The 11990-nt window shown below is 35.3% G+C and carries 14 protein-coding genes; 2 read left to right on the top strand and 12 right to left on the bottom strand.

Features of this window, described 5'->3' with window-relative positions:
• Positions 1–8: 8 nt before the first annotated feature.
• The 4 genes from MT489_RS00655 to MT489_RS00640 all read right to left on the bottom strand — a co-directional run bounded on the left by MT489_RS00655 (position 9) and on the right by MT489_RS00640 (position 3409).
• A complete protein-coding gene (locus MT489_RS00655; protein WP_244679580.1) occupies positions 9–611 on the bottom strand; it encodes an ECF transporter S component in 603 nt (200 codons plus the stop codon).
• A gap of 21 nt (positions 612–632) precedes the next feature.
• The gene (locus MT489_RS00650; protein WP_244679579.1) at positions 633–1595 is read right to left on the bottom strand and encodes a nucleoside hydrolase; all 963 of its coding nucleotides are present in this window, start codon (positions 1593–1595) and stop codon (positions 633–635) included.
• A 55-nt stretch (positions 1596–1650) separates the two neighbouring features.
• Entirely contained in the window at positions 1651–2658 is a 1008-nt protein-coding gene (locus tag MT489_RS00645) for a LacI family DNA-binding transcriptional regulator (RefSeq protein ID WP_244679578.1), read from the bottom strand.
• A 184-nt stretch (positions 2659–2842) separates the two neighbouring features.
• Positions 2843–3409, bottom strand: a complete 567-nt coding sequence (locus MT489_RS00640) for a competence protein ComK (RefSeq protein WP_244679577.1) — start codon at positions 3407–3409, stop codon at positions 2843–2845.
• Between the two features lie 204 nt (positions 3410–3613).
• Here MT489_RS00640 and MT489_RS00635 point away from each other — a divergent pair, with 204 nt between their 5' ends.
• A complete protein-coding gene (locus MT489_RS00635) occupies positions 3614–3841 on the top strand; it encodes an IDEAL domain-containing protein (protein WP_244679576.1) in 228 nt (75 codons plus the stop codon).
• A 165-nt stretch (positions 3842–4006) separates the two neighbouring features.
• Here MT489_RS00635 and MT489_RS00630 read toward each other — a convergent pair whose 3' ends face one another.
• The 6 genes from MT489_RS00630 to MT489_RS00605 all read right to left on the bottom strand — a co-directional run bounded on the left by MT489_RS00630 (position 4007) and on the right by MT489_RS00605 (position 9666).
• Positions 4007–5287, bottom strand: coding sequence for a M48 family metallopeptidase (locus MT489_RS00630; protein WP_244679575.1), 1281 nt, complete (start codon positions 5285–5287; stop codon positions 4007–4009).
• A gap of 296 nt (positions 5288–5583) precedes the next feature.
• Positions 5584–5895: an AzlD domain-containing protein gene (locus MT489_RS00625; protein ID WP_244679574.1), complete on the bottom strand. Its 312-nt coding sequence runs from the start codon at positions 5893–5895 to the stop codon at positions 5584–5586.
• Positions 5892–6614, bottom strand: a complete 723-nt coding sequence (locus tag MT489_RS00620) for an AzlC family ABC transporter permease (RefSeq protein WP_244679573.1) — start codon at positions 6612–6614, stop codon at positions 5892–5894. The genes MT489_RS00625 and MT489_RS00620 overlap by 4 nt, the downstream gene beginning before the upstream one ends.
• Before the next feature lie 127 nt (positions 6615–6741).
• A complete protein-coding gene (locus tag MT489_RS00615) occupies positions 6742–7518 on the bottom strand; it encodes an enoyl-CoA hydratase-related protein (RefSeq protein WP_244679572.1) in 777 nt (258 codons plus the stop codon).
• Positions 7519–7878: 360 nt separating this feature from the next.
• Positions 7879–8868, bottom strand: a complete 990-nt coding sequence (gene lplA / locus MT489_RS00610) for a lipoate--protein ligase (protein WP_244679571.1) — start codon at positions 8866–8868, stop codon at positions 7879–7881.
• A 63-nt stretch (positions 8869–8931) separates the two neighbouring features.
• Positions 8932–9666: an MBL fold metallo-hydrolase gene (locus MT489_RS00605; RefSeq protein WP_244679570.1), complete on the bottom strand. Its 735-nt coding sequence runs from the start codon at positions 9664–9666 to the stop codon at positions 8932–8934.
• A gap of 148 nt (positions 9667–9814) precedes the next feature.
• On the opposite strand from MT489_RS00605, the gene yhfH reads away from it, so the two are divergent.
• Positions 9815–9943: a protein YhfH gene (gene yhfH / locus MT489_RS00600; RefSeq protein WP_244679569.1), complete on the top strand. Its 129-nt coding sequence runs from the start codon at positions 9815–9817 to the stop codon at positions 9941–9943.
• A gap of 611 nt (positions 9944–10554) precedes the next feature.
• On the opposite strand, the gene MT489_RS00595 is transcribed toward yhfH, so the two are convergent.
• Both MT489_RS00595 and MT489_RS00590 read right to left on the bottom strand, forming a co-directional pair.
• Complete coding sequence (locus tag MT489_RS00595; RefSeq protein WP_244679568.1) at positions 10555–11091, bottom strand: GNAT family N-acetyltransferase; 537 nt, start codon at positions 11089–11091, stop codon at positions 10555–10557.
• Positions 11091–11978: a protein kinase domain-containing protein gene (locus MT489_RS00590; RefSeq protein ID WP_244679567.1), complete on the bottom strand. Its 888-nt coding sequence runs from the start codon at positions 11976–11978 to the stop codon at positions 11091–11093. Before MT489_RS00590 ends, MT489_RS00595 begins: the two co-directional genes overlap by 1 nt.
• Between the last annotated feature and the right edge of the window lie 12 nt (positions 11979–11990).

Here is an 11990-nt window from a genome sequence, read left to right as displayed (position 1 = left end):
ATACAAAATTATTTATTGCCACCGCGTTTCATATAAAGTGATCCATAATTCATTTTAGATAGATAACGGTCAGACATTTTTCTTACAATAAAGTATACGATAAGAGCAGATACTATTTTGTCAGCAATTTCAAAGATAAAGGATGAAGCAAATACGGCACCCCAAATTTTTTGACCTGAAGCAAGAAGTGTTGCTGTAAGAAGTGATGATGTACTTCCAGTAGCTCCACCAAATACAAGAACAGTAATTGGAGCAGATACTATAACAGCGATAAACGTAATAACAATACCGGAAACAATTGTTTTAGGAATATTTTTAAACATACCCGATTTAGACAATAACCCTACTCCTACCCCAATCGCCATCGATGTAATCGCATACGGAAAATACGTAGGGTTGAAAATACCATTAATCAGATTTGTAATTAACCCGGCAAGTAACGCTACCCAAGGACCCGCAACTACCCCGATTAATATTGTACCGATTGTATCAAGAAAAATAGGAAGCCTTAAAACGTTTGCAATTTGGAAACCGACAATGTTTACTGCAACGCCGATTGGAATTAAAAGCATGGACATCATATTAAAATCATCTTTAAAACTACGTTTCATCTTGTTTCCCACCTTTTTTAGTTATTGACCAATATAATTGCTCATTTTTTCAATTGCTTCCATAAATTGATTTACAAAAGCTTCACGGTCTACGGAGTGCAATACCTTTACATTATGAGGTTTTCCTGACCGATACGCATAATCGACAACAGTCGCACCAGCAGTATGACGTCCTTCTGTTTCAACAGCTACAAAACAATCTTCACCTTCGAAAAGGTCAGGTGTGACGACATATGAAACAGCACATAGGTCATGTAAACGTATGCCATTTTCGAAATCCGTATCTTGGAAATCGTTATTTTTTGCAGTGTTAATATAAAATCGAAGCATGGAACCAATCTTTTCTGATAAATCTGTATTCATGCTCTCGATTTTTTCCAATTCCGCCATGTTAACATATGCTTTATGAGTAACATCTAGTCCACTCATGACAATTGGAACTCCGGAACGAAATACGATATCAGCTGCATGAGGATCAACATATACGTTAAACTCAGCAAATGGGCTCATATTCCCAGCTACTGCCGCACCACCCATATAGGAAATATAGCTGATTTTTTCTTTTACTTCAGGATGTGCAAGTAACAGTGCACCAATATTTGTAAGTGGACCAGTCGCGATTATAACGATTGGTTCTTCACTTTCAGTTAAAACTTCTTTTAAAGCATTAATTGCTGTTCTATCACTTTCAAGCAAAGTTGGTTCCGGAAGAATGACTTCTCCTAATCCACTTTCTCCGTGTACCTTATCCGCAACCTCAAGTTCTCTAAAGAAAGGATCATTCAACCCTCTAGCAATTTCTATATTTTGTTTCATGTAGCTAGTGAAAGCTATAGCATTGTAGATTGTTTTATCTTGAGTTTGATTTCCTGGTTCAGTTGTAATTAACTTAACATCCAGATCATCTCGAGAAAAAGCTAGTAATAGTGCCATTACATCGTCAATTCCTGGGTCGCAATCAATAATTACTGGTATTTTTTTCATCGAATACACTCCTCTAGTTAATCTACATATATGGTGTCTATTAAAACAATTAAAGTTATAACTTAGGTGATGTACTGCTTTCACGAACTACAAGTGTTGGATTAAACATGACAGATGTCGTATCTTTATTTTCAAGTTTTTGGATTAAAAGGTTTACTGCCTCCCTACCCATTTGATACGTATCCTGTCGAATAGTTGTAAGTTTAGGAATTAACGCGGAAATTAGTGGGATATCGTCAAAGCCCACAATGGACAAATCCGTAGGTATATTAATACCTAGCTCGTGAGCCATACGATAAACGCCGCACGCCATTACATCATTACAGGCAAAAATTGCTGTTACTTCTTTTTTCATAAGAAGGTCTTTTGACTTATGGTATGCCATTTCCATCTGAAAATTCCCTTCAATAATTTGAGATGGCGGGAGTTCAACGCCTGATTCAAGTAATGCTCTCTGGAAACCTTCAAGACGATCATTAGATAAAGCAATGGACTTTGGTCCAGTAATGCATCCTATTCTTCTATGACCTAACTCTATTAAATGTTTTCCAGCTAAATACCCACCTTTATCATTATCTAAAAAAACTCCGGAATGTTTTTTTTCATTTTTTCCTCTGTCAATGAGAACAAAAGGAATTTTTGCACGTGATAATTGTTCTTCATCAGAGGGATCTAAACTGTCTTTTGCTGAAAAAATGATTCCATCTACTTGTTGTTCTTCTAAAAGACGTAAATATCGCTTTTCTTTTTCCGTTTGATCATCCGAATTACAGATGATTAAGCTATATTCACTTTCATTCGCCTCATCTTCCACACCTCGGCACAATTCAGGAAAATATGGATTAGATATATTAGGAACTATTAGTCCAAATGTTTTAGATCGCTTGGTTACTAAACCGCGAGCAAATTGATTGGGCTGGAAGTCCACCTCCTCCATTACTTTAAGCACTTTTTCACGTGTCTTTTGGGACATTCCCTCCTCTTTGTGATTCAACACTCGCGAAACTGTTGTAATAGAAACACCAGCTTTTTTCGCAATGTCTTTTATAGTCCACCTTTTCATTCAATCCTCACCTACAGTAAATCACTCTTGTAGAAAACGTTTTACGAAAACCTTTTACGAAAACGTTTTCTCTATAAAAATAATATTGCAATCGTTTTCAGCTGTCAACAATTTTTTTTTAATAATTTAAGCATAAAAAAGCTTACTGAGAAAAAAGGCCCATCTCAGTAAGCTCAATAATTATCTATTTTTTTCTTATAAATCTATATCTCTTTTTAAATTCTGCCGCTTGCATGTTTGAGGATCTATGTGAATGGGCGGAATACATTTCCATTCTTTCTATATTTTGCTGAAAACTAATTCGTAGTTTTGCAGCCCTGGATAATTGATTACCAAATGATCCTGATGAGATTGGAATTTCAATGCTTTGATGATTCCGAAAATGAATAATTGTATTGTTATCGCTTCCTTTATTATGCGAAACAATATGATCGTGAGAAAGCCAAATACACTCTGGTCTAGTATGTGATAATGTTGGAATTAAATATATTGCTGTGTAGGGGTCAATGATGATGGGTGATTTGTGGGTAACCGTTATGAGTGATTTAGTTCCTTCTCTTCTGCCTTGAAACGAACTCCCGAAGTACTCGCAACCTCTCTTAACAATATTCAGTGGTTTTTCGCGAACTAAAAAATGATTATCTAGTTCAAACACTTCTGAGTATATTTCATTATCCTTTATGTACGGTCTAATCATCATCGTATCAGGATTAATTTCATACTCGTCCAATAAAATCTCTTGTTCTAACATTTTTCTACTTCCCTCCCTAAATTGTGACAATATTACCATATCATAACATAGGTCAAATGTCACTATTTATTAAAAAATCTGAAAATAGTATATGTATATTTTGTAAATTTAGACTTAAAATACTCCTCTGAAAATTAGCACTCTTCTGTTGATTTTTTTGCCTATTCCGTGTATAATTAAAAAAAGTTTCAGAGGTGATCATCGATGGAAAAAAGGAAATCTTATCAGGAATTGCTTAAAGAGTATACGATGACCCAGAATCAAAATGAAACACAAGCTATGGAATGGTACGCAGATTTTTTCCTAAACGGTCTCCTTTTGCAAAGACGTGAGCAACAGCTTCGCGAGGAAATTGACCGTGCCCTTGATCTACATGATAAAGAAACTTTTATTAAACTCTCGAAAGAATTAATTGATCTTTTGGGCCAATAAAATGTTAAATCCCCCTAAAAAAGGGGGATTTTTTTGTCCAAAGCAATTTATATGATTTTTAGTATTTTCCTACATATCTTAGGCCTATAGTCTAATTCCAAGCGCTTATTAACCTATTTTCAGAAACTTTCGACAGTAACCTTTAATATGAAGGCAGAGTGATCCCTATTTAGCTTCGCTGGAAGTTTCATCTAACTTATATTTTTGAATCCTATTTATTCTTTCAAGCATTGTTGGGTGTTCATAACGGAAAATTTTGACTAAAAGAGGAGGGTTTACTTGACTTAATCCAGCTTTTGTCAAATTTTGAAATGTTTTAATCCCTGCATTTTTATCATGAGTAATATTTATTGCATACGTGTCGGCTCTCGTTTCTTGATAACGTGAAACCCAGTTAGTTATAGGACTCGCAACAAATAATAGGATAGAGGTAATTAAAAGGAATGCTGGGAGTGAGCTTATGTTCGTAATTCTTTCAACTTTCCAATCCTTTCCTCTTTTCGTAATCCATTTCTCCATCAATTTTGCTGTTAACCACAAACCAACAAAGGACAGAAGTAAGTATCCAGCTATTCCTTTATAAATATGTTTTTCAACGTAATGTCCCATTTCATGTGCCATAATAAAGAGTATTTCCTCATCTGACAGCCTTTCCAATGTTGTATCCCATAATACGATTCGCGAATTAGAGCCTACACCTGTGACATAAGCATTCAATGAATTCGTTTTAGTCGACATGTCCACTTCATACACGTGTTCAGCTGGAATATTGGCTTCTTGAGCAATAGCTAATATTTTCGCTTCAAGCTGTTTATCTTTTAAAGGATAGAAATCATTGTATAAAGGATCAATCACGACTGGTTGGATAAACATCATAAAAATCGAAAATGGAATCGATATAACCCACGCTGCTAACCACCAACGCCTCTTATATTTTCTCATTAATGCATATAAAACGGTAATAACAACAAACATAGTTGCATACTGCACCCAAAAATCAATAAATTTGTCTTTCATCCATGCTGAGAAAACTTGTGTAGATATATTATACGATTTCGAAATTGTGTACGATAAAAAGCTTAGTGGAAACATGATTACCAATGATGCAAAAGACAACCAGAATAAGTAAATAGCATTCCTTACTATAAAAAATTTGGATACATGCTTCGCAGATTTTTCAAAAGTAGCTGACAGACCAAATATCAAAATTAAATAATAAAATAGCCACTCATAAGGTGTTGCTAAAAAAAACATTAAATTACGGATTCTGGAGTACTCCTCACTAAGTTCCATCTCTCTTCCGTTTAGAAAGGTAGCTGGATCAGCGCTTGTCCCTTTTACCGCCTCGGGAATTGATGTATCTGCCCAATAAAATAGATACAGGAATATAGCTATGCCAAATAAAAGATAGGCGATAACCGCACGCATTGCCCATTTTCTAATCAATAAAATATCCCCCCTGTCCATCTCTTATTATATGTAGGAAAAAAATCTTTAAATAGAACTAATAAGATAAATTTTTTCCTAATTTATATTAGTAAAAACTATTTTGAACTATTATAGCACTCAATTAAAGAAAAAATGCTTCGCTAAAGCCACTGCTTTGAAATTCTTAGATTTATGAATATTGATTTCTATAAATAAAAAAGTTATATTGCACACTTTTTACATAACCAATGTAATGTACTTAAATAAGCAAAAGCCGCCTGATTACTCAAGCGGCCTTGTTTAATGTACTTTTATTAGATTAACCATGAATATGCACTAAGTATTGCAATAGATCCAAGGACTACTGCAATTACATTAGCTCCTAAAAATGCGATCAAAAATGCGGCGGCCATACCTATAACTCCAAAAAAGATATCGCCTTCCTGAATAATGAAAACAGCAGGGAAAATTAAAGCACCCAGAGTCGCGTATGGAACATTTTTCAATACTCCTTGAATAAAAGGTGGGAGCTCCTTCCCCTGAAACATAACAAAAGGGACCATTCTGGGAATATAAGTAACTAAACCCATGCCGATAATCGTTAAAATAATGATAGAACTGTTCACCCTTCGCCGGCCCCCCTTCTTTTCATTGTTTCTACCGCTTCTACTATAATAGCAGATAAAATGGTTGCAACTACAATTGCCCAGCCTTTACTTATGATTTCAGAAAAAACAAAAATACTATTAAACACTGCAGCAAGTAAAGCGAGACTAACTACCTTCATGCTTTTTTTCATTGAAGGAACTAGTAAACCAATAAACATTGCGTAAAGAGCGATAGCCATACTTTCTTGTAAAACTTGAGGTAGACCTGCGCCTATGCCAAAGCCTATACCAGAGAAAATAACCCAGCTTGTATACGCAATTATGTTGAGGCCAAATAAATAACCAGTTGAAACTGTTTCAGTTTTAGTAGCTGCAACGGAGAATGTTTCATCCGTTACCCCAAATGCATAAAGCGCTTTTTTCCAAGAGACTTCTTCTTCAACTTTTTCATTGAGAGAGGCAGACATTAGGAAATGTCTTATATTTACAATAAAAGTAGTTAAGATCATTTCTGCAGCACCCGTTCCGAGCGCAAACATGTTAAGCGCGATATATTGTGATGCTCCTGCATATAAAACCAAACTCATTAAGACCGTTTCGAACAATGTCAGCCCGGTTGTTTTTGCGAGCAGGCCATACGTCAATGCAATCGGAGCATAACCAATCGCAATGCTCACTCCTTCATGAAGCCCCCGGCGAAATTCTGTATATTTCACTTTTGGCACCGAAGCTTCCATCCTTTAAATCCCCCTTAATTACTATGATTATTTTTTACAATTATAAGCGGGATACATAATTTCGGCAAGATTAGGAGATTCATAATACAATTGAAACACTCAATTTCCCCGTATTTTTAATATTATATTATTTCCCTTTAAAATTCGGTTTTCGCTTTTCAGCAAAGGCTTGTAATGCTTCCTGCCTATCTTCTGTGGGTATCGTAATTTCATAGGCTTTCCGTTCAATTTCAAGCCCAGTGAGCAAATCTGTATTTATCCCAGCTTTAATCGCATATTTTGCCTGTTGAACTGCGATTGGGCCATTTTTAATAATATTATTTGCGAAAGATTCTACTTCTTCCATGAATCGCTCTTTCTCAATCGTTTTTAATACGATTCCATATACTTCAGCTTCAAAAGCAGTCATTCTTTTAGCAGTTAAGATCAATTCTAACGCTTTCGTTTCGCCTATAATTCGTGGCAGTCTCTGTGTTCCTCCTGCTCCTGGAATAATGGCAAGGCTTGTTTCAGTAAGCCCTAGCATCGCCTGACTACAAGCGAATCGAAAATCACATGCCAACGCTAATTCCAGTCCGCCTCCAAATGCATAGCCATTAATCGCAGCAATAGTTGGTTGTGGTAGGTTTTCAATATCTAAAAATACTTCCCCGATTTTTTGTACGTTGCGTCGAACCTCTTGTTCAGTGAGTGATTTTCTCTCTTTTAAATCCGCTCCAACGCTAAATGCTTTTTCGCCAGCACCTTGAAAAATAACTACTCGAGCTTCCGAGGAACTTTTTAATAATTGAACTGTGCGGGATAATTCTTCCAGCATGTAATAATTAATAGCATTTAATGTTTCGGGGCGGTTTAGCGTAACGTAAGCAATATGATTGGTTATTTTTAATTTTATCGTACACATATCGATTCCCCTTTTTTAGCTAAGATTATGGGAAATTGGTATGGAATATGATTACAGTCTTATTTAAATTCCTCTAAACAATTAATATTTATAATCATGGTTCGAGTGTATGTGCGTCCATGGAATGTATATGACCGCCATCCCCTCTGAAATCAGCTATATAAAAAGTTTATAATTAAACGTTTCTCTTCAGTAACTCCTTTACCCATTGAAGCTTTAATTCAAAAGATTGTTCGTATGCCTTCATAGCTTGTTTATAACGTGAAACTTAAAGTATCATTTATACGGTCCTTTGGAACTTCCTCTAGTACTGTTAATAAAAAGGACGGATAGCCTTTTGGGCCACTCCATCCTTTTCATTTAGTAAATCAAATTAATAATTTCTTCTTTTTCAACGTTTCCAAAGTAATGTTTAATATCTACATCTTCTAACGCTCTATCAATTTCCGATCTTTCATAGCGGATACCTGTTAGGCGGTCTTCAATGTCTTTTACATCGCCAACGCCAAAGAAATCTCCAAAGATTTTACATTCTTGAATTTGCCCCTTATCAACATCAAGTCGGAATTCAATAAGTCCAACTGGGAAACGATGTGAGTGCTGAATGTTGAAATGAGGTGACCTTCCATAATTCCAATCCCAATTTGCATAGTGTACTTTTGAAATCTCGTTAATTTGCTTCCAATCATCTTCCGTAAGTTTATATTCAGGAATAGGATCAACACCTTCGAAAATAGAGCGAAGCAATTCCTGCTTAAATTGTTCAATCGTCATTTTTTCTTCTAAAAACTCCGAGATATTCGCAACCCTGCTTCGAATTGATTTAATACCTTTAGATTCAATTTTGTCTTTACGTACCTTTAATGCTGAAACGACATTGTCTATTTCAGAATCAAACATTAATGTCCCATGGCTAAACATTCTTCCTCTAGTAGCAAACTGTGCGTTTCCTGAAATTTTTCTTTCTCCGACAAGAATATCATTGCGCCCTTTTAATTCTGCTTGCACACCTAACTTATTTAGTGCTGCGACGACGGGCTCTGTAAACTTTTTAAAGTTAAGAAAACTGTTTCCTTCATCTTTTGTAATAAAGCTAAAGTTTAAATTTCCTAAATCATGATAAACCGCACCGCCTCCAGACAGCCTGCGCACAACATGAATACCATTCTGCTCAACATATTCAGTATTGATTTCTTCAATTGTATTTTGATTTTTACCTATAATAATTGAGGGCTCATTGATATAAAATAATAAATATGATTCATTTACATCTAAATTCTTCAATGCATGTTCTTCTATCGCCAAATTAATTCGCGGATCCGTAATCCCTTGATTATCAATAAACTTCATCACTTTTCCTCCTTATATTGCGGTGACAGTCCCCATTAGACCTGTCCCCAAAGGGACTTGCTTTTAAAAGGATAAGATTAATCCTTTTGATGCTAGAATGATTTCCTGTTCAAATTGTTCTGCTGCTTCAGCTTTCAGTTGGTTTAGGTCACCAAAGTGTGGTAAATGTGTAAGGACTAATGTATCCACATTTGCTTTTTTAGCAAGTCTTCCAGCTTCCTCACTTGTCATATGGCCGGCAGATGCTCCATCCATTCCTTTATAGAAATTTGACTCTGCAAGCAACACGTCAGCGTCCATTGAAAACTCCACCAATTCATCAAAGTAAGATGTATCTGCAGTATAAACGAGTGTTTTTCCTTCACATGTTATTCTCATGGCGTAACATGCAACAGGGTGCTTTGTTCGTATAAATTCAATCTTAAATGGTCCGATATGTATAAAATTATCCTTATCGTAAGCAATACCGGTCGTAATATCTTTGTACGTTAAAGAAGATAAACCATCCGGATCTTTCGAATGACCATAAATAGACAGGTTGCGATCATATCCACTTACATATTTTCCAATTAACAATGCATGATGGAGAACACCTATATCTGCAATATGGTCAGCATGATAGTGTGAAAGAATTACAGCATTTAATTCTTCTGGTTTTATGTACATTTGCAACTGTGATAGTACAGCACTGCCACAATCAACGAGAAGATTAAATCCTTCATGTGTCAACAAATATCCTGAGCTTGCTTCACCTGCTTTTGGATATCCACCCCAGTGGCCAATCACCGTTAACTCCATATAGACAACTCCTTTGTTCAACATAATATTACTATACTTTATTTTTACTTTTATAACAAAAAGATTGACACTTAAAGAACTGTTATAATACAATGTTAACAACAATTGTCAGTACTGTAACAAACAAAACATCTGGGAGAGTGAAGAAATGATTGAGAATGTCATAGAGTTTTTTAAAAATCTACCTGCCAAAAAGTGTACAGAATGTGGTGAAAAAATCACAGAGCAACATGAATGCTATGGTACGAAGTGTGACAAATGCAGCGAATTAAAATAAGGTACTAGTATTGAAGTACCAAGATCATAACACAGCCAACAACAATCAAAAAAAGCTCATAGTTTGAGCTTTATTTTTTTGTCTTTTCCTATTCATTTTTCATTATGTCTTATTACGCCCGATAAAAAGATAGCAGTATTAACCATACCCAGAAATCCTATCATAACGAACATTAGGGTGCTGATAGTATCTCCTCCTAGACCAAGTTCGTCAACAATTATTCCACCGTAGACTAGCAATGGAGCTGATACAATAAGGACATTCCAATTACAAAATAACTACTCATTATTTTATACCTTATTTTATACCTAAATCCAGGTAAGATAGAAATGGCCAATAATATTAGCCCCACTATCAAAAAGGTGATAAAAATTGGTCTTAATAACGTAAAAGTTCACATTGCCTCAAAGGATCGTAAGTGTACATCATTACCTCCAAAAATAATGAATTATTATTATACCCACTCATTCCTTCCCTTTATTGCCGTATACCTGTATTGTAACTTAGGTAAGGTATCGTTTCTTCTTTCTTTGGATTCAACAATTTTACAACATCTTTTCCCAGCTGAAATGATTAATGGTTAAAGTTTTACCTATAGATCTTTCCACCAATCAAATTGGATTATATTCAATCAACCAACAATCTCGATATTCTCCTTCATGTAACTCATGTTTCGGAAGCAGTTTCACTTTCTTAAAGCCGCATTTTTCATAACAGTGAATTGCTCTTTCGTTCCATGTTTGTGGATCCATGACAATTTTTTCAGCTTGTTTTGCTTCAACTAGAAACTGAACCATTGATCGAACTAAAAGCTTACCAATTCCACGATTCCAATAGTCAGATTCCCCAATAAATTGATCCATGCCATAAATAGTTTTGGTTTCACAATATCCATATTCTTTAAAATCTTCGTCATCTAGTTGATAATATTGTATATAACCAATCGGAATTCCTTCGTACTCTAAAATACAACGGTTAGTTTCATCATTTCTACTATAAAACTTCTTTAAGACCATTTCTTCACTAAAGGAATTATCTCGCCCTTCGTAGTATTCAAGAACAATAGGATCTGATAACCATTTTACAAGTAAAAGATGGTCTTCTAATGTTAATGTCCTGACTACTAATTTATCATTCTGAAATAACATTATTGGCTCACCTTATCTCTTATAACTTTATTCCAAGCATTGTAAAATTCTTCAACTGAGCTGTACCTCATACTCCTCTCTCGTTCAACAGCTCGAAAAGCTATACCATATAGCTCCTTACTAGCATCCCAATTTTGAAAGGAACGATCTAGTTCACCACCTAGCAAACAAAAAGCAACGGCACCCATATTAAAAACATTCGTTCTTTCATCTATTACCGCACCAAGTTCAAATTCTTCTGGTGACATGAATCTGGAAGAACCCCAAAGCCTTCCCATTGTGTTGGCAAATGGCTTTTTATTATATAAATCTATATCACAAATCTTTGTCTCGTTTGTCTTGAAATCGTACATAATGCTTCCATCATAAAAATCGACCGCAACAAAGTTTTTACTTTCGACATGTACATGAAATTCATAGATTTTTTGTAAGGCTGCTAATCTTAGTTCTGGTGGAAGCTGTTTAAACAGAAAAAAAGGTGAATCTGGATGTTCATATTTTGCGGGAGGTGGAAATGACCAATGTGAATGGAGACATTCCCCATCAAACCATTCAAAAACTAACACGTACCCTTCTTCAACTTGAAAATGGTCCTCTAACTTAACTAAATAAGGATGGCTTAATGCTTCATAGAGCTCGACTGATTTCTGCAACCTATCAATAGCATCATTAGGATGTCCATCGTATTCCAAGGTCTTTGCACCAGCAAATTTCACGAATTTTTTTTGACCATCTTTTTCAATGCCGAAACAAAGATTTCCGGAATCCTGTTGGTCAAATACAGAAAATACTTCACCGTATTCTTGTAGCCACTCGAATTTATGATGTTCACGTAACAGAAAAGTAACTTTGCCTAAATGAATCGTAACTGTTGACGATTTCTCCAAATGCTTATCCTC

This window comes from Lederbergia wuyishanensis (assembly GCF_022900255.1).
Lineage (GTDB): Bacteria > Bacillota > Bacilli > Bacillales > Bacillaceae_C > Lederbergia > Lederbergia wuyishanensis.
Note: the sequence above shows the minus strand (reverse complement) of the source record. Positions and strands in the feature narration are given on the sequence as shown.

Excerpts from the sequence above, each read along its gene's own strand:
- MT489_RS00655 (WP_244679580.1), bottom strand. The coding sequence starts at position 611 with ATGAAACGTAGTTTTAAAGATGATTTTAATATGATGTCCATGCTTTTA.
- MT489_RS00650 (WP_244679579.1), bottom strand. The coding sequence starts at position 1,595 with ATGAAAAAAATACCAGTAATTATTGATTGCGACCCAGGAATTGACGAT.
- MT489_RS00645 (WP_244679578.1), bottom strand. The coding sequence starts at position 2,658 with ATGAAAAGGTGGACTATAAAAGACATTGCGAAAAAAGCTGGTGTTTCT.
- MT489_RS00640 (WP_244679577.1), bottom strand. The coding sequence starts at position 3,409 with ATGTTAGAACAAGAGATTTTATTGGACGAGTATGAAATTAATCCTGAT.
- MT489_RS00635 (WP_244679576.1), top strand. The coding sequence starts at position 3,614 with ATGGAAAAAAGGAAATCTTATCAGGAATTGCTTAAAGAGTATACGATG.
- MT489_RS00620 (WP_244679573.1), bottom strand. The coding sequence starts at position 6,614 with ATGGAAGCTTCGGTGCCAAAAGTGAAATATACAGAATTTCGCCGGGGG.
- MT489_RS00615 (WP_244679572.1), bottom strand. The coding sequence starts at position 7,518 with ATGTGTACGATAAAATTAAAAATAACCAATCATATTGCTTACGTTACG.
- lplA (WP_244679571.1), bottom strand. The coding sequence starts at position 8,868 with ATGAAGTTTATTGATAATCAAGGGATTACGGATCCGCGAATTAATTTG.
- MT489_RS00605 (WP_244679570.1), bottom strand. The coding sequence starts at position 9,666 with ATGGAGTTAACGGTGATTGGCCACTGGGGTGGATATCCAAAAGCAGGT.
- yhfH (WP_244679569.1), top strand. The coding sequence starts at position 9,815 with ATGATTGAGAATGTCATAGAGTTTTTTAAAAATCTACCTGCCAAAAAG.
- MT489_RS00595 (WP_244679568.1), bottom strand. The coding sequence starts at position 11,091 with ATGTTATTTCAGAATGATAAATTAGTAGTCAGGACATTAACATTAGAA.